This is a genomic window from Roseobacter sp. CCS2, assembly GCF_000169435.1.
Classification (GTDB): Bacteria; Pseudomonadota; Alphaproteobacteria; order Rhodobacterales; family Rhodobacteraceae; genus Yoonia.
The window spans coordinates 13,035-36,395 of sequence record NZ_AAYB01000006.1 but is presented as its reverse complement, the minus strand read 5'-3'; the positions used below and the strand labels follow the sequence as shown (position 1 = coordinate 36,395).

The following is a 23,361-nucleotide window of genomic DNA, read 5'->3' as shown; positions in this document are numbered from 1 at the left end:
ATTGTTCAGCACAGGTTTAGGGTGCCGACCTGCGCGATGCAATTCGTCAGTTTTCCGGGCGAAATGCACAATAAATAGGCAGTTGCCAATTAATCGGGAATAACGCCCCTACATTTCGTTGAGAAAACACAGGATTAGCCATAAACCAAGCGCAACGCGCAACAGATAAGCGAATGATTATTCCTTTGGCACCGACCGAATCTCTGGTTCTTGATACCGTGACGCTGACCCCGCCGGTCGCACTTGCGCCGTTGGCGGGTATCACCGACCTGCCGTTTCGGCAGTTGGTTGCGTCTTTTGGCGCAGGCTGGGTGGTCAGTGAAATGGTGGCCAGTCAGGAAATGGTGCAAGCCAAACCGGGCGTGCGTGAACGTGCAGAGTTGGGCTATGATCAAGCGGGCACCGCCGTGCAGATTGCAGGGCGCGAAACGTATTGGATGGCCGAGGCCGCACGGATGGCCGCAGGCAACGGCGCGGCAATCATTGATATCAACATGGGATGCCCCGCCAAAAAGGTGACCAACGGCTATTCCGGTTCTGCGTTGCTGCGCACGCCGGATCATGCGCTTCGTCTGATGGAGGCGGTGGTGAACGCGGTTGATGTCCCCGTGACGCTGAAAACACGGCTGGGCTGGGATGACGATAGTCTGAACGCAGCCAATGTGGCAAAACGGGCCGAAGATGCGGGGATCAGACTGGTCACCATCCACGGGCGCACGCGGTGTCAGTTTTACAAAGGTGCCGCCGATTGGGCCGCCATTCATAAGATCAAAGAGGCTGTATCGATCCCGGTCATCGCCAATGGCGATATCGTGGATGCGGGCACCGCACGCAACGCGCTGCGCCTTTCAGGTGCGGATGGTGTGATGATCGGGCGTGGTGCGCAAGGGCGACCTTGGGTATTGGCGCAGGTCGCTGCCGCACTGCATGGCACGCCGCAACCGCAAATCCCACAAGGGCACGCGTTGATTGAGGTGGTTTGCAAGCACTACGAGGCAATGTTGTCTTTCTACGGTGATGCATTGGGGCGCAAAGTTTCGCGCAAGCATCTGGGGTGGTACATGGATGATGCTGGCACTGCGCCCGCATTGCGCAAAGCGATCTTGACCCACGCGAACCCAGCCGACGTGCTGCATGATTTGCCCGAAGCTTTGAACATGCAGGTGGCTGCATGATTTTGGGACAAGCGCTATGGTCGTCTCTGCCGGTGCCATCCTTGATGCTGGACGGCGACGACATGATTACGATGAGCAACCCCGCCGCTGAGAGTTTTCTCAATATGTCGGCCAAATCCTTGGTTGGCGAAAAGCTGTGGGAAAAGGTCATGATCGACGCACCGCTGGAGGCCCCCTTTACGCGGGCTCGCGAAAACCGCACCTCGCTTTTTGTCAATGACGTCGATGTGGGCAGCGGTGAACGCGCGCCAATGCTGTGCAACCTGCAATTCGCACCGTTACAAGGCAGCGGTGACACAATGATTGTCATGATCAGTCCGCGCGAAATTGCCAGTCGGATCAATCAGAACCATTCATCCGGCAAGGCGGCCAAGTCAGCGATTGGCATGGCTGAAATGCTCGCCCATGAGATCAAGAACCCGCTGGCGGGGATCACGGGGGCGGCGCAACTGCTGTCGATGGGCCTGACCCCTGAAGATCAGGAAATGACCGATCTGATCGTCGAGGAAAGCCGCCGCATTGTAAAACTGCTTGAACAGGTCGAACAGTTTGGCAACCTGCGCAAACCTATTCTCAAACCTGTGAACATCCACGATGTGCTGGATCGGGCCCGACAATCCGCCGCCGTTGGCTTTGGCGCGCATATGCTGTTTGTAGAAGAATATGATCCCTCTTTGCCACAAACGCTGGCGGATGGTGATCAGCTTTTGCAGGTCTTTCTGAATTTGTTGAAGAATGCATCAGAGGCCAGCGAAGAGGCAGGCTCAATCCGGCTGCGCACGTTTTATGATACAGCCCTGCGCGTGCACCGGTCCGACGGCACACAAGCCCGCCTGCCTTTGCAGGTCGAAATTATCGACGACGGCCCCGGTTTGCCGCGCGAAATTGCAGACGATATTTTTGAACCCTTCGTCTCTGGCAAGGAAAATGGCACCGGCCTTGGCCTGGCCTTGGTATCGAAATTGATTGGCGACGCTGGCGGCTGGATATCGGTGGACAGCGTGCCGGGGCGCACGGTGTTCCGGCTTTCATTGCCGGTCGTGCCAAAAGACTATGAAACAGGAGAAGACTGATGGACGGGACAGTACTTGTCGCTGATGACGACCGGACAATTCGCACGGTGTTGACCCAGGCGCTGACCCGCGCGGGCTGCAAGGTGCATGCGACGTCGTCCATTGTGACCCTGATGCGTTGGGTTGATGAAGGCAAAGGCGATCTGGTGATTTCCGATGTGGTGATGCCAGACGGGAATGGGCTTGATCAGCTGCCCAAGATTGCAGAGGCACGCCCGGGCATGCCTGTGATCGTGATTTCGGCGCAGAACACCATCATGACGGCCATTCAGGCCGCGGAAGCGGACGCCTATGATTACCTGCCCAAACCGTTTGATCTGCCTGACCTGATGAAACGCGCCGCCCGCGCGCTTGAGGTCAAACGCCGCGCGCCGGTAACACGCACACCTGATGTGACAGCGACAGAGCAGGGGGGTGATCTGCCCTTGGTAGGCCGTACACCCGTGATGCAGAACCTGTACCGCCTTGTGGCACGGGTCATGAATACGCAACTGCCTGTGTTGATCACGGGTGAAAGCGGGACGGGAAAATCCCTGATTGCGCGTGCTGTGCATGATTTCTCTGACAGACGCAGTCTGCCATTTGTCGTCGTTTCTGCATCCGATTTGGAAGGTATGGATGGCCCTTCAACCGTGCTAAGCCGGGCCAAGGGTGGATCCATCCTGTTTGATGAGGTCAGCGATTTATCGGAACAAGCGCAGGCGCGCATTGTGCGGATGCTGGACAGTTTGGGCGACAATGCCCCCCGGATCATGGCAACATCACAATCAGACCTGATGGCACGGATGGAAGACGGGCAATTCCGCGAAGACCTGTTTTATCGCCTTGGTGGTGTTACGGTTGACGTGCCGTCGTTGCGTGAACGTGTGGACGACATCCCGCTGTTGGCCGAACACTTTCTTGCGCGCGCCGAACGTGATGGCGCGCCTTTGCGGCGCTTTGGCGATGCCGCGATTGATCTGGTACGCGCCTATAGCTGGCCGGGAAATGTGCGTCAGTTGGAAAATGCCGTCCGCCGTTTGGTCTTTACGGCTGCTGCCGAAGAAATCACCCGCGCCGAGGTTGAGATGGTGCTGGGCAACCAGCCTGCCATCGAACCGCTGCGCTCGGGTGGTGAGGGCGACAAATTGAGCGCGAGTGTGGGCAAACATCTGCGCCGCTATTTTGATTTGCACGGGGGTGTTTTGCCGCCGCCGGGCCTTTACAACCGAATCCTCAAGGAGGTTGAGGCCCCTTTGATCGAGATTGCGCTGGATGCGACCGGGGGAAATCAGGCAAAATGCGCTGATTTACTTGGAATAAACCGCAATACATTGCGCAAGAAGATCACTGACCTCGATATCCGCGTGACACGGCGCCGCAAGTTGATGTAAAACCGCAACAGAACCGTGGCACTGTTACGTCAGCGTATCAGAAAGACCACAGCATTTGGCGGTACCGTGGGGGCGACCTCACCTCAATGACAGGGCTTTGCGCGTGAGGCGTACCCTTCTGGGCTTGAATATGACGCGACTAAACCGCTGGTTCCGCCAGCGGCATGTGCAAAGCGCGTTTACGATGGGGTTGGTTGTCGCCGCACCTGTCCTTGCCTTGCTGACCTATATCATCGTCGGCCCGCTGGACCGCGGCGCGTCTTCGAATTCATTACGCGCGGTTTTGTTGCTTGATCTTATCTACGTCTTGATTGTCGCGGCCCTTGTGATGCGGCAGGTCGCGCGGATGGTGTCGGCACGCCGGGCCAAGTCGGCGGGATCGCAGCTTAGTTTGCGGCTGACCGGTGTTTTCGCTTTATCCGCACTTGTGCCTATCGTTTTGGTGGCCGTCTTTTCTGTGACATTGATTTCCATCGCATTAGACGGCTTGTTTTCCGAACCGGTCGGCAATGTCTTGCGCACGTCATTGACCACCGCGCAGGCCTACGAGGAAGAACACCGCCAAGAGTTGACCCGCGATGGGCGTGGACTGGCCGCCTATCTGAACCGGGAACGGCAGGCGAACCTTTTCATGGACGATGGCGAAGTCCGCCGCGCCTTGGGTGATGTGCAGGCGCAGGTAGAGCGCGGGTTGACCGAGGCTTTTGTTATTGATGGGCTTGGTACGATTACCGCACGCGGGGCGCGGTCCTATGAATTTGGCTATGAGCGCCCGTCTGCGCAGGATTTCGTCCGCGCGGACGAGGCCGGCCTTGCAATTATCCAAGATTTTGCAAACAACGAATTCCGGGCGCTGATCCCGCTGACTGCTTTTCGTGATCGCTATCTTTATGTGACCCGTCCTGTCGATGGCAATGTGCTGTCGCTGCTGGACGACACAACCGAAACCGTCGCGCAATACGAGGAATTACAAAACGAACGTGGCCAGCTCTTGTTTCAGTTTGGTCTGCTTTACATGGGGTTTGCGGTGGTCCTGATCCTTGGTGCGATCTGGGGTGGGCTGTGGTTTGCAGAGCGTCTGTCGCGCCCTGTGGGGCGGTTGGTGTCTGCGTCCCAGCGCGTCGGGTCGGGTGATCTTGATGTGCGCGTGATCGAGGATGATGGCGATGACGAGATTTCGCAACTGGGTCACTACTTTAACCAAATGACCAGCCGCCTGAAGGGGCAACGCGACCAACTGATTGAAACCAACCAACGGACCGAACGGCGCGGGCGATTGTTTGATAGTGTGCTCAGTTCGGTCACATCCGGCGTGGTGGGGTTGGATCCACTGGGGCGCGTCACATTCGTGAACCCCTCGGCCCGGCGTCTGCTGACCGTCAGTGATGACCCCCAAGAAACCGCAATCGCGGTCGCGATCCCGGAGTTTGCTGATCTGTTCGCGCAGGTCTGCGAAACCGAAACGGAAAGTGTTCAGGAACAGATCAACCTGATCCGCAAAGGACAGCAAGAAAGCCTGCTGGTGCGCATGGCCCAACGCCGTAATAATGATGGCACGCTTGAAGGCTACGTTGTGGCCTTTGATGATGTGACCGATCTTGTCAGCGCGCAGCGTCTGGCCGCGTGGGGCGACGTGGCCCGCCGGATCGCGCACGAGATCAAGAACCCGCTGACACCGATCCAACTTTCGGCTGAACGGATCAATCGCAAGTTTCATAAACAAGTGGGTCTTGATGCCGATAAGCTGGAACAGATGACCGATGTGATTGTCCGGCAAACCAACGATCTACGGCGCATTGTCGATGAATTTTCAAAATTTGCGCGGATGCCAGAACCTGAACTGCACCTGAACGACATGACCCAACTTGTACATGACGCGCTATCGCTCCAGATGGCGGGACAACCGGATGTGCATTTTGCAGCCAGCATTCCAGAAGAGGCCGTGCTGGTGGATATGGATGATACAATGATCGGGCAGGCGCTGACCAACCTGCTGAAAAACGCAGGCGAGGCGACCGAGACCTATGTTCAGCGTCACGCGCCCGACAGTTATCGCCCCGAGATCCAGTTGCGCATGTCTTACGACAACAACAACGTCACCATCAAAATCGCGGACAACGGGATCGGCCTGCCGCAAGACCGTGCGCGCCTGTTTGAACCCTATGTGACGACACGGGGCGAGGGGACGGGCCTTGGCCTGCCTATCGTCAAGAAGATCATCGAAGAACACGGTGGCACACTGACCCTGACCGATGCCGACCCTTTTGCAGGCCACGACCACGCCGGGGCCTGCGCCATCATTCAACTACCCGCCGCTGCGCAATCTGCGCGGGCCCCAAAAATTCCAGCATGAGGTAAACCCATGGGCGATATTTTAATTACAGACGATGAACGTGATATCCGTGAACTGATCTCGGAAATCCTGATTGATGAAGGATACACCACCCGGCTTGCCGGAACATCTGACGAATGTATGGCCCAGATCGCGGCTGAACAGCCTGCGCTTATGATCCTCGATATCTGGCTCAAAGACAGCAATATGGACGGGATTGATATTCTCAAATCCGTCAAGCGCGACCATCCGGATGTGCCGATTGTCATTATTTCGGGTCATGGCAATATCGAGATTGCAGTCGCGGCGATCAAACAAGGCGCTTACGATTTTATCGAAAAACCCTTTAATATTGACCAGTTATTGGTGGTCATTCGCCGTGCCATGGAAACATCGCGCCTTCGCCGCGAGAACGTGGAACTGAAACGCGGTGAAAGCCACACCGCCGAAATGCTGGGCGACAGCGCCGCATTCCGCACGCTGAAATCGCAACTTGATAAGGTGACGAAATCCAATGGCCGGGTCATGCTGACCGGCCCTGCCGGTGCCGGGAAAGAAATTGCAGCGCGCTACATCCACGCCAATTCAAACCGTGCCTCTGCGCCATTTGTTGTCGTCAACTCTGCCTCGATTGAACCTGAACGCATGGAAGAGGTGCTGTTTGGTCGCGAGGACAGCGGACGCGGTGTTGAGCAGGGCCTGCTGGAAGAAGCAAACGGCGGTGTAGTCTATTTTGACGAAATCGCAGATATGCCGCTTGGGACTCAATCCAAAATCCTGCGTGTTTTGGTGGAACAGCGCTTTCAGCGCGTTGGAGGCAGCGACAAGGTGCAGGTTGATCTGCGGGTGATTTCCAGCACCAACCGCGATCTGAACATAGCTATTGAAACGGGAACATTTCGGGAAGAACTGTACCATCGTTTGAATGTTGTCCCAATCGCGGTGCCATCGCTGGAGGAACGTCGCGAGGATATTCCACTGCTGGCCGAACATTTCATTGAAACCTGCAACAAGGCGCAGGGGTTGCCTTTGCGCAAACTGGCCGAAGACGCGCGCGCGCTGCTGCAAACCATGCTGTGGCCTGGAAACGTGCGCCAGTTGAAGAACGTCGTCGAACGCGTTCTTATCCTTGGCGAAAACACCGGTGACATTAGCGCCAAGGAACTGCCGAACAGTGAAGAAGGTGGCGGCGAAGAAGGCCGTATCGTTCTGGCTGGTGGGCTGGCCACCTTGCCATTGCGTGAGGCGCGCGAGTTGTTTGAACGCGAATATCTGCTGACCCAGATTAACCGGTTTGGCGGCAACATCAGCCGCACGGCAGCTTTTGTGGGCATGGAACGATCAGCGTTGCACCGCAAACTCAAATCGCTGGGCGTTGTCACAACCAACAAGGCCGGGGGCCGGGTGGCCTATGTCGAAGGTGACGACGTATGAAAGTGATCATCTGCGGCGCGGGGCAGGTTGGTTGGCAGATCGCCCGGCATTTGTCGGGTGAAAACAACGATGTCACTGTCGTTGACAACAATCCCGAACTGGTGCGCCGGGCCACAGATACGCTTGATGTTCAAGGGATCGCAGGCAATGCCAGCTATCCTGATGTTTTGGACCGGGCAGGTGCCTCTGACGCCGATATGGTGATCGCTGCGACCTATTCGGATGAGGTAAACATGGTCACCTGTCAGGTGGCGCATTCGGTGTTTTCGGTACAGCGCAAGATTGCGCGTCTGCGTGCGCAAAACTATCTTGATCCGGCCTATGCAGATCTGTATCGGCGCAATCACCTGCCGATTGACGTTGTTATCTCGCCCGAAAAAGAGGTGGCAGAGGCGGCATTGCAGCGACTTGCGGCCCCCGCAGCCTTTGACACCGAAAGCTTTCTTGAAGGTCGCGCGCAGCTTTTGGGTATCACGATTGATGAAGATTGCCCTGTCATCAACACGCCGCTGCGCCAGTTGACCGATCTGTTTTCGACGCTTCGCGCCGTGGTGGTGGGCATCCGCCGCGAGGGGGCGTTGTTTGTGCCATCCTCTGGCGATCAGATTTTCCCGCATGATGAATGTTACGTTTTCACTGATACCGAAGATATGACGCGGACGTTAGAGATTTTCGGAAAAACGCAATCAAAACAAGAGCGTATTGTCATTATTGGCGGGGGAAATGTTGGTCTGGGTGTGGCACAAGCGCTAGAGGCGCGGACGGAGCGTGTGCGCGTCAAGATGATTGAAAGCCGCCGTGAATGTGCAGAAAAGGCGGCCGATGCGTTGGACCGCACGATCGTTTTGAACGGCGATGGCCTGGACAGTGCCCTGCTGGAAGAAGCAAATATCGCCACAGCGGATGCGGTTTTGGCCGTTACGGACGATGATAAAACAAACCTCTTGGCCGCAGTGCGCGCCAAGGAAATGGGCTGCGCCATGGCGATTTCACTGGTCAATGACCCCACGCTGATCCCGCTTATGGGGCCGCTGGATATCGACGCCTACATCAACCCGCGTGCAACCACGGTCAGCTCAATCCTGCGTCACATCCGCCATGGCCGTGTGCGGGGTGTCTATTCGATTGGTGATGCAGAGGCGGAGGTCATTGAAGCACAGGTGCTGAGTACGTCACCCATCGCAGGCCAACGGGTAAAGGATATTGATTTCCCAGAAGGCACGTTGATCGGCGCCGTTATGCAGCAAGGCAAGGTCGTGCGCCCCACAGGCGAAACACGGATCGAAGAAGGCAACGTTATTGCGATTTTTGCGATGTCGGATGATGTCCCCGAAGTGGAACGCCTGTTGCAGGTCTCAATAGACTTTTTCTGATGGGTTGGATTGTCCGCCTACCGTTTTTTGTGATCCTGATGGGGTTGGGCGCGATTGCGATGATCGTGCCAGCGGCGCATGGCGCCGTCATGGAAGACTTTAACACCATGCGGGTGTTCTTTTACGGGTTTATCCTATTTTCTGTACTGACCCTGATGATCGCGCTGGCAACCGCAGGCTATGCGCCCCGCAGCGTTGCACGCAGTCAGCTGGTGGGGCTGCTTGCCGCCTTTAGCGTGCTACCGATCATGTTTGCGGTGCCATTTTACGAGGCGGTGGGCAACACAACCTACCTCAATGCCTGGTTCGAGATGGTTTCGAGCTTCACGACAACCGGGGCCACGGTTTATGACACAGCAGGGCGGTTAAGTCCATCGCAACACCTGTGGCGTGGGCTGGTCGGCTGGATGGGTGGTTTGCTTGTTTGGGTCACTGCGGTGTCAATCTTTGCACCCATGAACCTTGGGGGGTTCGAAGTGCGCGCCGCCGGGAATGCAGGCAAAGGGGCCAGCGGCGCATTTTCCCAGATCGCCCAGATCGCTGACCCGTCCGAGCGTTTGGTGCGCTACACCCTGACCTTGACACCGATCTATGTGGCGCTGACCGGTGGGTTATGGATTGGCCTCGTTATCGCGGGCGAATTTCCCTATATCGCCTTGATGCATGCCATGTCGACGCTGTCGACCTCGGGTATTTCGGCCATCGGGGGGCTGTATTTCGCAGCGTCAAGGTTCTGGGGCGAGTTGCTGATCTTTTGCTTCTTCATCTTTGCCCTGTCACGACTAAGTTTTAGCCGTGGATTGATCGGCGAACGTGATCAGGGGCTCAGGCGCGACCCGGAGTTTATTACCGCGCTGATCCTGATCGGCACGGTCACGATGTTGCTGTTCCTGCGGCATTTTATCGGGGCGGCAGATCAGGCCGAACCTGCCAGCGCGCAAGAAATCGCGTCGGCGTTTTGGGGTGCGCTTTTTACCGTCACCTCGTTCCTGACGACAACCGGGTTTGAATCGCACTATTGGGACGGGGCCACTGCATGGTCCGGGCTTAGCACGCCGGGGCTGTTCTTGATCGGTATGGCGTTGATCGGCGGCGGTGTGGCGACGACGGCAGGCGGGGTGAAACTTTTGCGGATCTATGCGCTTTACCGACATGGCGAACGCGAGCAGGACAGGTTGCTGCATCCGTCGTCGGTGGGTGGCGGCGGACGGGATGCGCGGCGTATTCGCAAGCAGGGGGCCTATATCTCTTGGGTTTTCTTTATGCTTTTCGCGCTTAGCATCGCGGCCGTCATGTTGATGCTGTCACTGACGGGCGTGCAATTTGAAACCGCCATGGTATTGGCCGTTTCCGCGTTGTCTACGACGGGTCCGCTGGCGTCGGTTGCTGCAGAAACACCCATCGCCTATTCCGGCATTCCGGACGCGGCCAAAGTGATCTTGGCCTTTGCGATGGTGCTGGGGCGGTTGGAAACGCTGGCGATTATCGCGCTCTTCAATCCTGAAATCTGGCAGCGCTAAGCGCTTCTTTTGAATTGCATTTTGGGGGTGGAAAGTCCCTGAAAGCCGCGACATACTGTGAATAATTACTCTGGGGGGCCGTTGCGCGGCCAAAAAAATAAGAAAAAGGGTGTCGCGATGGCTGCCGATAAAGCAAATCTGCAAGATGCATTTCTGAACCATGTCCGCAAGGTCAAGGTTCCTGTGACGATCTTTCTGGTCAATGGCGTAAAGTTGCAAGGCGTGATCACATGGTTTGACAGCTTTTGCGTGCTTTTGCGCCGCGATGGTCAATCGCAGCTTGTTTATAAAAGCGCGATTTCAACCATCATGCCGGCACAGCCGATCAGCCTGTATGAAGGTGAAGAGTAGCATTGCTCGAACATGACCGCCCGGTCACACGGGCTTGGGTGCTGCATCCCGATCTCAAAACAGACCACACGCGCCGCGCGGCTGAACCCGCGTTGGAAGAAGGCGTGTCTTTGGCCGCCGCTTTGCCCGATTTGGATGTCGTCGGTGCAGACATCGTGCGCCTACCGCGTATTCACCCCGGCAAGCTGTTTGGCAAAGGCAAGATCGCAGAGCTGAAACAGGTGTTCCACGATGCCGAGGTTGAACTGGTGTTGATCGACGGCCCGGTCACGCCGGTTCAGCAGCGCAACCTTGAAAAAGAGTGGGGTGTAAAGCTGCTGGACCGCACTGGTCTGATCTTGGAAATCTTCAGCGATCGCGCGCGCACGTCAGAGGGTGTTTTGCAGGTTGAAATGGCTGCATTGTCCTATCAGCGCACAAGGCTGGTCCGCGCCTGGACACACCTTGAACGCCAACGCGGCGGTTTGGGTTTTGTTGGTGGCCCCGGTGAAACCCAGATCGAAGCGGATCGGCGCGCCATTGATGAACAGCTGAACCGGTTGCGCAAGCAATTGGCAAAGGTCGTTAAAACCCGCGAACTGCACCGCGCGTCCCGCGCTAAAGTGCCATTTCCGATTGTGGCTTTGGTGGGTTACACCAACGCAGGCAAGTCAACGCTGTTCAACCGGCTGACCGGCGCGCAGGTCTTTGCCAAAGACATGCTGTTTGCCACGCTTGACCCGACAATGCGCAAAATTGTCCTGCCGACGGGGGACGAGGTTATCATGTCGGACACCGTGGGTTTCATCAGCGATCTGCCAACCGAATTGGTCGCAGCCTTCCGCGCGACCTTGGAAGAGGTGCTGGATGCAGACCTGATCGTACACGTGCGTGACATCAGCCATCCGCAAACCGAAGAGCAAGCCGAAGATGTGCATGCCATTCTGCAAAGCCTTGGTGTGGCCGAAGAAGCGCCGATCATCGAGGTTTGGAACAAAACAGACCTGCTGGAAGGGGATGCGCGTGATGCGGTGCTGACCCAAGCCGCCCGCACGGATGATCTGTTTGCAGTTTCCGCGATTACGGGCGAGGGGATGGACCCACTGTTGGCCGCGATCCCCGATAAACTGAAGGACCCGCGCAGCGAAGAACATCTGTCATTGCCGTTTGCTGACGGCAAGAAACGCGCGTGGCTGTTTGAAGCAGGTGTCGTGACGGACGAAGTACAGACAGAGACAGGTTATGACCTGACTGTCTTTTGGACGCAGTTGCAGAAAGAGCGGTTTGTGCGGTTGTAGATTTCAGTTTCTGCTATGCGGGACGAAGTTAACTTTGCCGCCTCTGTTGCCAATGTCCGCTTTTCAAATCCGCACCTGCGATGAAACCATCAAGGGAGGTTTGCGGACCTTCGCTGCAGGCGCGAAGCCGTCAAGAATTGTTGCTAAGCAGGCCTTTGTATCTATCAATATTTGCCTAGGCTTCCCTAACCGACACTACGGCGCCAAGCTTTTCAAGATCATTCGCTAAGATACAAATAAGACTAAACGTATCGCTTCCAGCAGGCAGTTCAATAGCTATCCACGGCAACTCGGGAATATCTTCCGGCTTCTCAATGTCGCCGGCAAAGAAGATGTCCTCTATAAGGAAATCGATAACCGCCCTTGGTTGATTTCCGAGCTCTTCGAGCCAAAGCTGATAGCTAGAAACAGGTTTCGCTCGGTGCTCGCGCAGGAACCGGCTCGCTGTGTTTTTGAAGAATCTAGTGAGCGACTCCATGATTTTTGCTGTCTAACTTTTGGTATTTTAAGTTCTTAAACTGTACCGACAACATCAAATCAAGCCGAAATTCGATACAAGGCTACAGGATACTTATACGGCAGCTTAGAAAGCTGCAAAGCAGCGAAGTTAGGCCTAGTTGGAGTGCGCTATGGGCCGTGATTTTCGAGCCAGTTTTTTGTCCGTTTTCTGAAACCGGACTTTAGCTACGATGCAGAATATAGGTTAAAAGGCTCAAACCAGTCATTCAGCGGGCGTCAACACTGTCACCCCAACCGCTGCCGCTCTTGCCAGATCGGGATCAAGTGACATTGGAATATACTCGCCGCGCCGCCACAGCTCGCCCAGGTTGTCATAGTGCCGCGAAAGTGGGTGCCCGGATTGTCCGGTGGATGTGATAAAGACCGAACTGTCCGGGTCAGCGAAATCATAAACGCCCCGATAGGCCCCCGAATGAACGTTGTGAAACGGATGAGGATCGACGCCAGATGTTTTGGCCCGTTGCAGCGTGTGGTCCCCGCCGCTGGTCGATTGCCGGATGTTCACAACCCATTCAAGGATCGGCGTATTGCCCAGCACCGGGTGGTCATGTGTGGCCACATGCGCATCCCCCCAGCGCACGGCTTCGACTGCGTCACCGTGGTTTTCGGCAATCCATAACAGCGCATCATCCAATGCCTGCCGCGCGATGTCTGTGCAGGTTTCAATCGGGGCGGATTGGATGACGTCACACCAGGCACTCGCGCCGTCGATATCGCGGAAGACGCGTTCGATGAAGACAGGCTCAATATGGGTGAACTCCTCGGCCAATGGCCCCAATTCATCCCGGATCAGACGCTGTTGAAAAGCGCGCACCCAAGCCGAATAGATCAGCGGCTCTGGCAGGTGTTCATTCATTTCGCCGTTCCATGCCGACAGCAGGTTCAGCGCGATCTGGCGCTGGCGTTCGGGTGTGCCATCGGGGGCCGCATTGCCGGTGAACCACAGATCAGCCCCCATCAGGGTTGAAAGGGTGCGCGCCGTGAAGCTGACCGTATCAAGCTGCGCTTCGATAAAGCTGTCGCGCGTGTGCACCTCGCGCGCTTGCATCAGACGCCGCCAGCGATTGATCCGCTGGGTGTCGCCCCATTTATGGGTGACATGGCGGGGAAAGGGGCGGTCAACTGTCTTGTTGTTGGTATTGCCCAAGATGCCACCCGGTGGATCAAGGAATTCGGGGTTTTCGCTGTAAGGGAAACGCCCTTGCCAGCGGTTCTCGGCCAGATAGCCGAAAGCGGGCAGGCGACCCTGACTTTGATGGTTGGCGTCGCGGGCAGGGATCGCGCCAACCGTTTTCATGGCGATCCGGTTGCGGTCTGCCAACGTCAGGTTCTGCGCGGGTGCGATAAAGGCATCACCAGCCGTTATCGCCTCTTCCACCGTGCGGGCATGGTTCAGTGCAAAGGCAGCTGACATGGTCGTGTCACGGTCTGACAATGCGGTCCATGAAATCGCAGTCACATGCCCCGGCGGGGTGATGGTGCCCAGATTATATGTGTCGCGGGGCATCACCGGCCCATTGGCCGTCCAGCGCAAGCGCAGGGTCACGGCAGAGCTGTCTTTGACGTTAATGATGCTGTCGCGCGTACGAAACGGGACCCAGCCATTGGGGCTGCGGTATTCTTCGGGGTTATCTGGGTTGACCTCTTCCACCACGATGTCGACGTCATCAACTTTTGCTGTTGTCACACCCCACCCCAACTGGTCGCTGCGCCCGCTTAGGATCAGCGGCATACCGGGGATCGTGCCGCCGATCACACCACCGGTTTCAAGTTCCAACCGTGCCAGATACCAGATCGATGGTGCGGTCAGCCCCAGATGAGGGTCGTTGGCCAGCAAGGTAGACCCTGTCGTGGCGCGCGACGCACTGGCAGCCCAAGCATTCGATGCCCCCCGCAAAGGGCCCGGTTTGATTGGTGATAGCGGATCATAGGCCAAGCGCATATTTGGCGTGTAAGGCGCCACACCCGGAACAAGGCTGGCGTATTCGGGCAATGCCGCAATACCGCCGGTTGGATCGTCGGGCAGAATGTCACGCAGCCGGTCATTGTCGAGCAAAAGTGAGGTACGGGCGCGCAAGACCTCGTCTTCCAGACTTGAGGTCAGATCAAGCGCCATGAGTTTGAGCAAGGCGATGGAATCTGCCGGTTGCCATGGTGCAATCGCATGGTTGAACAACCACATTTCCGGCGCACCGCGCCCAAGCGCGCCATTGTTGACCTCGTTCAGCCACGCGTTTACGCCGCTGGAATAAGCCTCAAGATAGGCGTTTGCTTCATCCGTTTGCGCATCCACCGATGACACAGACAGGGTGTAAAGGTCAAAGCGGCGCAGCACCTCATCAATGCCAACGGTGCGTTCGCCAAACAGCTCTGACAGTCGCCCTTGTGCCGTGCGCCGCAGCATTGTCATCTGCCACAGCCGGTCCTGCGCATGGGCGTAACCCAAGGCGAAATAGACGTCCTCATCGGTCTGCGCAAAGATATGCGGCACATTGGCGTTGTCGCGCACAATCTCGACCGGGGCTGCGATGCCGGCAACATCACTGTTGGCGTCATAATCGGGCAGCGATCGTGACGCAAAATAATAGACCAGCGCAATCGCAGCGACGCACAGTACAATCAGGGCAGAGGCAAGCCGGACAAGCCAGCGAAAGATCAGCGCCATTGGATCCTCGGGGTGTTAGGTCTGCCTTGTTTTAGCAGCGCAGACAGCAAGGACAAGCTAGCGTTCCGGGATCAGGCCACGCGGGCTGAACCGCAGGACCAGTAGCAGAACAACACCCATGGTCAGCAGGCGCATGTGCGCAGCGGAATCGATCATCCGTTCTTTCAATGCGCTGCCATCTTCGAGCCCGCTGCTGAGGATGTTCATCATGCCTAGGCCCAGCGGTTCGACCTGCACCCAAAGCCACCAGATCAGCATACCACCAAGGACTGCGCCAAAATTGTTACCTGACCCGCCGACGATCACCATGACCCAGACAAGGAAGGTAAAACGCAGCGGTTGATAGGTACCGGGTGTCAACTGCCCATCAAGCGTCGTCATCATCGCACCCGCCACGCCGCACACAGCAGAGCCGAGGATGAAGATCTGCAAATGGCGGCCTTTGACGTCTTTGCCCATCGCCTCGGCTGCGGTTTCGTTGTCACGGATCGCGCGCATCATCCGGCCCCATGGGCTGTTCAACGCCTTTTGGGCCAGCCAAAGGATGATCAGCAGAACGATCGTGAACAGGATCGCATAGCCAATTTTGGTATAGAGGGTCGACGCTGTCACTGGGTCCAACCCAAGGCTGGCGGCGCGTTCCACAAAACCGGGGTCCTGTTGCAAGTCAATTTCGTAAGGCACAGGCCGGTCCAGACCGATGACATTCTTGACGCCCCGCGCCAGCCAGTCTTCGTTCTTGAGAACAGCGATGATGATCTCGGCGATGCCCAGCGTGGCAATCGCCAGATAATCGGATCGCAAACCAAGAGCCGTTTTGCCAATGACCCAAGCCGCACCGGCGGCCAGCAAACCGCCCACAGGCCAGCTAAGCAGGATCGGCAGGTTCAGACCGCCAAGATTGCCGCTGACGGCCGGGTTCACCGCTTCAACGGCAACTTTGCCGGGATCGAACACGGCGCGATAAAGAAAGAAACCACCGACAAGGATCACCAGCGTCGCAATCGTTTTGGTTCGGCCTTCCAGCCGCTTTTGGGCTTGGACGGCAGCAACAACCGTCAGCGCACCCAGTGCCAGACCGGCAAAGATGCGCAGACCACCGGCTTGCCACGCTTCTGGCACAGGATCGGTTGAGACCAGCACGGCGGCCAATCCACCCAAGGCAACAAAGCCCATGACACCGATGTTAAACAGTCCCGCAAAACCCCATTGCAGGTTCACACCTAGCGCCATAATGGCCGAAATCAGACCCATGTTCAGGATCAACAAGGCCGAATTCCAACCTTGGATCATCCCCGTCCCAATCAGCAGAACGGCGACAAGCCCGAAAAGGGCGGTATCTCTGACGTTGGTACTCATACCGATTGTCCTTTGAACAGGCCCGTAGGTTTGAACAGCAGCACGATGATCAGGATCGCAAAGCTGACGGCGAATTTGTAATCGGTGGACAGAAGTTGGACCAGGCCATCCGGCTCAAGGCTTTCGGGCATCAGATAGACCAGCACCTTTTTCCACGCATAGGTGATCGTGACCTCGCTGAATGCAATGACAAAACCACCTGCGATAGCGCCCAAGGGATTACCAAGGCCGCCAACGATAGCCGCAGCAAAGATCGGCAACAGCAGCTGGAAATAGGTGAACGCCTTGAAAGATTTATCAAGCCCGTAAAGCACGCCAGCCGTGGTGGCGAGTGCGGCAACAATCATCCATGTAACCTTGACAACCCAATCCGGATTGATGCCGGAAAGCAAGGCGAGGTCTTCGTTATCCGAAAACGCGCGCATCGATTTGCCGGTCCGCGTTTTGTTCAGGAACCAGAACAGTAGCGCCATAGCGATCAGTGCGACAACGACGGTGATCGCTTGGGTTGTCTTGATCGCCAAACCTTCGTTCAGGCCGGTCATATCCCTGAATTCCCGCGCGGTGATGATGAAACGCTCACCATCAGCGAACCGAATATCGCGCACACCAATGATAAACCGCACGACGCCATTCATCACAAACATCACACCCATTGACACGATGACAAGGATAACCGGGGACGCCTTTTGTTCGCGGTAGAACCGGTAAACCGCCCAATCCGTGCCCAGTAGCAGCAGGATGGTCGCGATGATCCCAAAGGGCAGGGCCAGCAGGGCGGTTGGTAACGGACCAAAGGAAATCCCCAAAGCAAGAAAGCCCCAAGTGATCCAGATAGTCATCGCAGTGCCAAAGGCCATCGTGTCGCCATGGGCAAAGTTCGAAAACCGCAGGATGCCATAGATCATCGTGACACCCAGCGCACCAATGGCAAGCTGCGCACCGTAAGCAAGGCCAGGCACGAAGACAAAATTCGCAAAGGCGACAATCGCGTTAAGGAAGTCCATTGTTATAGATTACCCTTGAAAATCATTACTTTATTCATTGCAGCACCTCGCAGGTGCCTGTCAGACGTTCGCCCGCGCGCGTGTCAGCGTAAACCGCTGACCCATCGCTTTGCATCACCATCATTACGTCCGATCCGCCCATGCCTTCGGCCCAGAACCCACGCACGTCACCCATGATAATCGGTTCGGCGGGAAAGGCGGCGTTACCCATTTGCACGGTCGTCGCGCAGCGTTGCGTCGGTTCGTTTTGATTGATGGCAGGTGCAAACTGTGTGCGGTCGATCTCAAACCGGACCGGCACGCCGGATAGATCGCAAGACACAACCTCGGCCATCATCGGACTTGCCATTGTGGCACATAGAAGCGCTGGCATCCTCATCCGCCCAAGAAACTCCGCCGGACTTGTTCGTCGGCCAGCAGTTCTTTGCCCGTACCGGTGTGTGCGTTACGCCCCTGCACCAGAACATAGGCTTTATCTGCAATTTCAAGCGCTTGCCGGGCGTTCTGTTCCACCATCAGGATTGGAATACCCGTACGGGCCACTTCGATAATTCGGTCGAAAAGTTCGTCCATCACGATGGGCGATACACCCGCTGTCGGTTCATCCAGCATCAGCACCTTGGGTTGGGTCATCAGCGCGCGCCCGACGGCGACCTGTTGGCGCTGACCGCCTGAGAGTTCACCCGCAGGCTGGTTGCGCTTGTCTTTCAGGATGGGAAACAGGTCGTAGACCTGTGTCATCGTATCCTTGAAATCATCGCGCCGGATGAACGCGCCCATTTCCAGGTTTTCCTCAACCGTCATCGACGTAAAGATATTCGAGGTCTGGGGCACAAAACCCATACCTTTTACCACACGCTGTTGTGGTGACAGATGGGTGATGTCTTCACCATCCAGCCGCACAGCACCTTCGTTGACGTTCAGCATGCCAAAAACGGCTTTCATGGCTGTTGATTTACCCGCGCCATTGGGCCCGACAATGACAGCAATTTCGCCTTTTTCGGCGGCAATGGTACAGGCATGCAGAATGTCAGGACCCTTGCCGTAACCACCGGTCATGGCGTCACCGATCAAAAACGGCTCACCCGTCTGGGCGACGCTATCGCGGGCGGCATTTTTGGCTGCCGTCAGCGTGCCGCCACCCGTGTTGGTGATTGACCGGTCCTTATTGCCCCGGTCATCTTGATAGGGGCTCTTGGTCACGGGGTAATATACTCTTCCAGGAAGGGCGCATAGGTCAGCAGCGTATCGCGCATCAAAGCTTGTTCGCCCACATCCGCGTGATTGACATAGATATAATAGAAGGTCGCAGCAGAGCCGAGGATCGCCCCCAGAAGGACAGTCAGGAGAAATTTCATGTTATCGTTCCCTTATCGTGATGCGGTTCGTGTGGTGAAATTGGCAAAGTTTAATCCTGCACTTTGATGTTGGACAGGAATTCTTCGTGTAATTCCCGGTGCTGATCGGTGAATTCTGCGCCGATTGCGTAGGTCATCAGCTGCATGGTTTCGCGTGGCGATGTGCTGACGCCGTTGGCAAACACTACGTCCATACCTTCAAAGTCGACCAGGTAGACGATTGTTTGAATTTTCTGTCCGGATACCTCGGAGGGAAAAACATCAAGCACCGGGATATCCGCGACAGACATGCCAGTCACCGAAGCTGCGTTCTGGATTACGATTTGGCGCATTGCTTTAAACGTCAAACCATCTTCTTCGCCCAAACCTTCGATTATCATCTGGCCATAGTGGCGATCATCGAACCGATAAGATGCCGTAATTTCGGGCGTTTGTGGTGGGATGGGTTGCCATCGTGATGCCTGACCACAGAATTCAACACCACGAGAAATAAGCGCGCATTCCGTGGTGCCGGTGTCGTCATAGTCCCATGTGCCGTCAGCAAAAATTACAATGCCGCGTCCTTCAACCATGGAACGCCCCAAGACGTTCTGCGCATGGATCAGCGTTGGTAGCGAAACTGCGGCTGTGACAAGCAATGCGCGCATCATGATACCATTTCCTTGTTCTTCAAACCAGTGCCAAGGTAGGCTTCGATCACCTGCTCATTGGCTTTGATTTCGGCCAAGGTGCCTTCGGCCAAGACGTGGCCTTCTGCCATGCAAATCACCGGGTCACACAGGCGGCCAATGAAATCCATGTCGTGTTCGATCACGACGAATGTGTAGTTGCGTTCTTTGTTCAAACGGATGATTGCATCGCCGATGGTGTTCAGCAGGGTGCGGTTCACGCCTGCGCCGACCTCATCCAGAAACACGATTTTGGCGTCCACCATCATGGTCCGCCCCAGTTCCAGAAGCTTTTTCTGCCCACCTGACAGGTTGCCTGCTTTTTCTTCTTTCAGGTGATCAATCGTCAGAAATTCGATGACCTCATCGGCCTTGGCTTGTAATGCGCGTTCTTCCTCGGCGATGCGGCGGCGGCCGAACCATGTATTCCAAAGCGCCTCACCTGATTGCCCGCCGGGGACCATCATCAGGTTTTCGCGCACTGTCATGGATGAAAACTCATGTGCGATTTGAAAGGTCCGCAGCAATCCTTTGTGAAACAGCTCATGTGGGGGCAGGCCGGTGATATCTTCACCCTTCATGGTGACGCGCCCTGATGTTGGCTTAAGAACACCTGCGATCACATTGAAAAGGGTCGTTTTTCCAGCGCCATTAGGGCCGATCAAACCGGTGATTGTGCCTTCCTCAATGGTCATTGTCGCGCCATCTACGGCGCGGAAACCACCAAAGGTTTTGACCACATCTTCCACGACAATCATGTCTTATCCCCTCGCGCGCGGGCCTTTGGACCCGTCTTGTTTTGCAAAACGGCGCGGGAAGAACCCGCGCCGTTTTTTGTCAGATCAACCGATTAACGGTAGTTGATTGTGGAATAGACACCATCAGCGAATTCGATTTCCTGATAGTTGCCAGCGCTTTCGCCGGGTCCGATTAGTTCCACCGCCGATGCACCAACATAGTCGATGTCATAGCCAGCGGCGACCAGTGTCAGGCCTTCGGCCAACTGGCCTGGCATGATCTGGATGCCCGGTGCGTTGGCCACATCAAAGACGTGGTCTTTGTAGTCGGCGGAATCTTTGGATTCTGCCGCTTGCATGGCCAGCATGATCAACGCTGCCGCGTCATAGCTTTCTGGCGAAAACGCGCCTGTGCCGTCAAAACCAGCAGCTTCGGCCAGTTCAACGAATATACCAGCGCCTGCGTTATCTGTGCCGGGGTATGCACCGTAAGACCCGTTCAGTTCTGCGCCGAAGTTGTCGTTCAGAACCGCACCAACCATGCCGTCTGGCAGGTAGAATGTGTCAAACGCGCCGCTGTCGAGTGACGAACGGATGATGCCGGACCCACCTTGATCAACGTAGCCTGCAACAACCAGCACTTCGCCACCGGCAGATGCCAATGCGCCAACTTCCGCAGAATAATCGGCTTTGCCGTCTTCATGTGCCGCAGAGATTGTGACGGTGCCACCCGCAGCTTCGAATTCAGCCTGGAACGCATCGGCAAGACCCTTGCCATAGTCGTTGTTTGTATATGTCAAAGCCACTTCGTTCACGCCACGATCCTGCAGGATCTCGGTGATGATCACTCCTTGGCGGGCATCGGACGGTGCTGTGCGGAAAAACAGACCGTCGTCGTCTGCACTGGACAGGCCGGGCGATGTGGCGGATGGCGAAATCATCGCAACACCGTTGGGGCGGGCCACGTTTTGCAGAATGGCACCTGTGACACCGGAACAGTCAGCGCCCATGATGGCATCAACGTTGTCTGAAGTGACCAGACGTTCGGCCGCAGCCGTTGCTGCACCTGCGTCGATACATGTGCTGTCACCGCGGACGGATGTGACGGTCGCACCGCCTAGAAGTGCGCCGGATTCTGTGACTTCTGCCATGGCCAGTTCTGCGCCGGCACCCATGGCGGGTGTGATGGATTCAAGCGGGCCGGTAAAGCCAAGGATCACACCGATTTTGACTTCTTCGGTGTGCCCGTCAGCATAGGCACCGCCAGCCATCATAGCGACAGCAGATGTCGCCAAAAGTAGGTTTCTCATATCGTTCTCCCAAGTTGGATTTTTTATCCTGCGCGCCAATCTAGCAGGCCGTTTCCAAAAGGAAAGTCGGAACCATAGGTCATTCTTCCTTTAGGATAGGCTGCGGCAGGCGATTGGACTGCGACCCACGACTTTGGCCTGAATTGCGGCTAGTTGCTTTCCAGTGTCATCTCGACCGCGTCCCAGTTTTGGGCAATCATATCTTCTTCGGTGATCCAGAACTGCACGACACCTTTGTCGCCCCACATCCAATTTACCAACTGGTCTGAATGCAACTGCAACAGCAGGTGGTGATGGGTGTGGTCCGAAACGGCTGTCTGGATTTCAGAGCCCAGACCGAACATCTGGTGCCAGCGCCCTTTGGACGCAATCCGATACTTTGTGTCGATGTCATCGCGCACAATAAAGGGTAATTCCGCAAAGACGTCGGGGCTGGCATTGGCGGCGGCAACCAAAGTGGCGGTTGTGGCCTCTTGCCCGCTGAGCAATTCGCCTTGGGTGAACTGATAAAAGGGCTTGAAGGGGGCCGGTTGCCCGCCGATGTCGCGCACCTGTGCAAAGTATCTTTCCAGCGTGGCAACATCGTCTGGCAGCATACGGTCCCATGGCTCGTGCGACACTGCCCATATACTGACCTCATCCACGAAGGCCGAAAATTCATCTTGCTTGTTCAGCAGCGTATAAAGCGCTGGCTCGTAAGTCGCGCCATAATCCGTGACCCGTCGTTCGTTTTGGGCAATGGTTTTGACAATGTCGTCGCGTGCCAATCGAATTGACATGGTAAACCGATGCGCTGTGTCCCAAAACCAAGGCCGCGCAAATTCGGGCAGGGACTTGCGATAGTTTGTTGGCGAAAGGTCTTCTGAGGATTGATGCGGCAGAAGATCGGCTATCAGTTCATGCGCATCATCGTCTTTCTTCTGGTCCGTCAGTGGCAGAAGCACAAACTCAACAGGCCAGCGCGGAAAGGTGTCGGGGGCGTTTTCGCGTGCATGACCCTTGACATAGTAGCCCCAGTTCGGCCCGTCATAGATTGGAACCAGATCGCGCGGCGGTTCCGTTGCCGTATTCCCGATTGTTGGCAGGTAGATCACTTTGCCGTTGCGCGGCCCGTCGGTTGCAGTTGTCATGAAAAATGCCATGGCACCCGTTGTTGGCATGCCTTCGGGCAAAAGCGGATTGGGCACGGTGCCAAGATCAATTTGCGCCAGATGATGCATTGCGCGGCCCAACTCGTCACGTGGCCAAGGCGTGTCGCCCAAGATGGGAAGACCGCCAAGCCAGCTTGTTCCGCCAAATTCCACATCCAGATCAAAGCGTTGCAGACGTACAAGTGCGACGCCAGGTGTGCGCACAAAGGTTTTGCCGCGCAGATCACGGCGATCAATCTCTTTGGCGAGCCTTTCGATATCTTCGGGCGGTAAGGGGGCCAGACGATTTGCAGCGACGATCTTGTCAACATTATCGCGAAACGCTTCACCGGTTTTATAGCCCGCCAGACGCGAAAAGACGATGTAAAGCTCATCGTCTTTAATCTCTTCGTGGTCTTCCTCCAGTTCAGGTCTGGGTTCAGGTTTGGCCTTTTCAGCCGGCTGTGCCGGTTTTGGTGTATAGGTCGGCCGCCCAAGGGGTTTGGGGGTGGACTGCGCCCCTTTTGGTGCCCCCCGAAACATTCCCAGCGCAAAAGCAGCAGCCACAACGATAGACAGCAGGCTCAGGGCCGTCAGCCGCAAGTCACCGTCTTGCGTCGTCTCGGCATGGATTGCCAGACCAATCGTGAAAATGGCCCCGATCCAGACGAGTACTTTGAAAAAGCGAAAGACCATCGCG

20 protein-coding genes are annotated in these 23,361 nt (G+C 56.2%); 9 read left to right on the top strand and 11 right to left on the bottom strand.

All coding sequences use genetic code 11. The features are described 5' to 3' along the window. The first annotated feature begins 173 nt into the window (after positions 1-173). The 9 genes from dusB to hflX all read left to right on the top strand — a co-directional run bounded on the left by dusB (position 174) and on the right by hflX (position 11,908). The gene (gene dusB, locus RCCS2_RS15275; protein WP_008235863.1) at positions 174-1,175 is read left to right on the top strand and encodes a tRNA dihydrouridine synthase DusB; all 1,002 of its coding nucleotides are present in this window, start codon (positions 174-176) and stop codon (positions 1,173-1,175) included. Continuing rightward, on the top strand, positions 1,172-2,248 hold the full coding sequence (locus RCCS2_RS15270; protein ID WP_008235862.1) for a two-component system sensor histidine kinase NtrB: 1,077 nt from the start codon (positions 1,172-1,174) through the stop codon (positions 2,246-2,248). The genes dusB and RCCS2_RS15270 overlap by 4 nt, the downstream gene beginning before the upstream one ends. Beyond that, entirely contained in the window at positions 2,248-3,621 is a 1,374-nt protein-coding gene (locus tag RCCS2_RS15265; protein WP_008235861.1) for a response regulator, read from the top strand. Before RCCS2_RS15270 ends, RCCS2_RS15265 begins: the two co-directional genes overlap by 1 nt. 130 nt (positions 3,622-3,751) lie before the next feature. Continuing rightward, positions 3,752-5,974: a sensor histidine kinase gene (locus RCCS2_RS15260; RefSeq protein ID WP_008235860.1), complete on the top strand. Its 2,223-nt coding sequence runs from the start codon at positions 3,752-3,754 to the stop codon at positions 5,972-5,974. Between the two features lie 9 nt (positions 5,975-5,983). Continuing rightward, positions 5,984-7,387 carry a nitrogen assimilation response regulator NtrX gene (ntrX, locus tag RCCS2_RS15255; RefSeq protein ID WP_008235859.1) on the top strand — a complete coding sequence of 468 codons (1,404 nt, stop codon included), beginning with the start codon at positions 5,984-5,986 and terminating at the stop codon, positions 7,385-7,387. Beyond that, positions 7,384-8,760 (top strand): Trk system potassium transporter TrkA, encoded by a 1,377-nt coding sequence (trkA, locus tag RCCS2_RS15250; protein WP_008235858.1) that lies wholly within the window; start codon positions 7,384-7,386, stop codon positions 8,758-8,760. The genes ntrX and trkA overlap by 4 nt, the downstream gene beginning before the upstream one ends. Next, entirely contained in the window at positions 8,760-10,280 is a 1,521-nt protein-coding gene (locus RCCS2_RS15245; RefSeq protein WP_008235857.1) for a TrkH family potassium uptake protein, read from the top strand. Before trkA ends, RCCS2_RS15245 begins: the two co-directional genes overlap by 1 nt. Positions 10,281-10,397: 117 nt before the next feature. After that, a complete protein-coding gene (gene hfq / locus RCCS2_RS15240) occupies positions 10,398-10,631 on the top strand; it encodes an RNA chaperone Hfq (RefSeq protein ID WP_008235856.1) in 234 nt (77 codons plus the stop codon). A 2-nt stretch (positions 10,632-10,633) separates the two neighbouring features. Then, on the top strand, positions 10,634-11,908 hold the full coding sequence (hflX, locus tag RCCS2_RS15235; RefSeq protein ID WP_037294320.1) for a GTPase HflX: 1,275 nt from the start codon (positions 10,634-10,636) through the stop codon (positions 11,906-11,908). Between the two features lie 175 nt (positions 11,909-12,083). Here the strand turns inward: hflX and RCCS2_RS15230 are convergent, their stop codons facing one another. From RCCS2_RS15230 to RCCS2_RS15185, 11 genes are all read right to left on the bottom strand, one after another. Next, positions 12,084-12,386 (bottom strand): hypothetical protein, encoded by a 303-nt coding sequence (locus RCCS2_RS15230; RefSeq protein ID WP_008235854.1) that lies wholly within the window; start codon positions 12,384-12,386, stop codon positions 12,084-12,086. A 243-nt stretch (positions 12,387-12,629) separates the two neighbouring features. Further along, the gene (locus tag RCCS2_RS15225; protein ID WP_008235853.1) at positions 12,630-15,092 is read right to left on the bottom strand and encodes a penicillin acylase family protein; all 2,463 of its coding nucleotides are present in this window, start codon (positions 15,090-15,092) and stop codon (positions 12,630-12,632) included. A gap of 57 nt (positions 15,093-15,149) precedes the next feature. After that, a complete protein-coding gene (locus RCCS2_RS15220) occupies positions 15,150-16,451 on the bottom strand; it encodes a branched-chain amino acid ABC transporter permease (protein WP_008235847.1) in 1,302 nt (433 codons plus the stop codon). After that, entirely contained in the window at positions 16,448-17,458 is a 1,011-nt protein-coding gene (locus tag RCCS2_RS15215; protein ID WP_008235845.1) for a branched-chain amino acid ABC transporter permease, read from the bottom strand. The genes RCCS2_RS15220 and RCCS2_RS15215 overlap by 4 nt, the downstream gene beginning before the upstream one ends. A gap of 34 nt (positions 17,459-17,492) precedes the next feature. Beyond that, positions 17,493-17,831, bottom strand: a complete 339-nt coding sequence (locus RCCS2_RS15210) for a hypothetical protein (protein WP_156788578.1) — start codon at positions 17,829-17,831, stop codon at positions 17,493-17,495. A gap of 2 nt (positions 17,832-17,833) precedes the next feature. Continuing rightward, positions 17,834-18,661 carry an ABC transporter ATP-binding protein gene (locus RCCS2_RS15205; protein ID WP_008235842.1) on the bottom strand — a complete coding sequence of 276 codons (828 nt, stop codon included), beginning with the start codon at positions 18,659-18,661 and terminating at the stop codon, positions 17,834-17,836. Continuing rightward, complete coding sequence (locus RCCS2_RS18610) at positions 18,658-18,816, bottom strand: hypothetical protein (RefSeq protein ID WP_008235839.1); 159 nt, start codon at positions 18,814-18,816, stop codon at positions 18,658-18,660. Before RCCS2_RS18610 ends, RCCS2_RS15205 begins: the two co-directional genes overlap by 4 nt. Before the next feature lie 50 nt (positions 18,817-18,866). Then, positions 18,867-19,466, bottom strand: a complete 600-nt coding sequence (locus RCCS2_RS15200) for a hypothetical protein (RefSeq protein WP_008235837.1) — start codon at positions 19,464-19,466, stop codon at positions 18,867-18,869. Continuing rightward, positions 19,463-20,242: an ABC transporter ATP-binding protein gene (locus RCCS2_RS15195; protein ID WP_008235836.1), complete on the bottom strand. Its 780-nt coding sequence runs from the start codon at positions 20,240-20,242 to the stop codon at positions 19,463-19,465. The genes RCCS2_RS15200 and RCCS2_RS15195 overlap by 4 nt, the downstream gene beginning before the upstream one ends. A gap of 92 nt (positions 20,243-20,334) precedes the next feature. Continuing rightward, a complete protein-coding gene (locus RCCS2_RS15190) occupies positions 20,335-21,531 on the bottom strand; it encodes an ABC transporter substrate-binding protein (protein ID WP_037294318.1) in 1,197 nt (398 codons plus the stop codon). A 149-nt stretch (positions 21,532-21,680) separates the two neighbouring features. Then, complete coding sequence (locus RCCS2_RS15185; RefSeq protein ID WP_008235832.1) at positions 21,681-23,357, bottom strand: DUF1963 domain-containing protein; 1,677 nt, start codon at positions 23,355-23,357, stop codon at positions 21,681-21,683. Between the last annotated feature and the right edge of the window lie 4 nt (positions 23,358-23,361).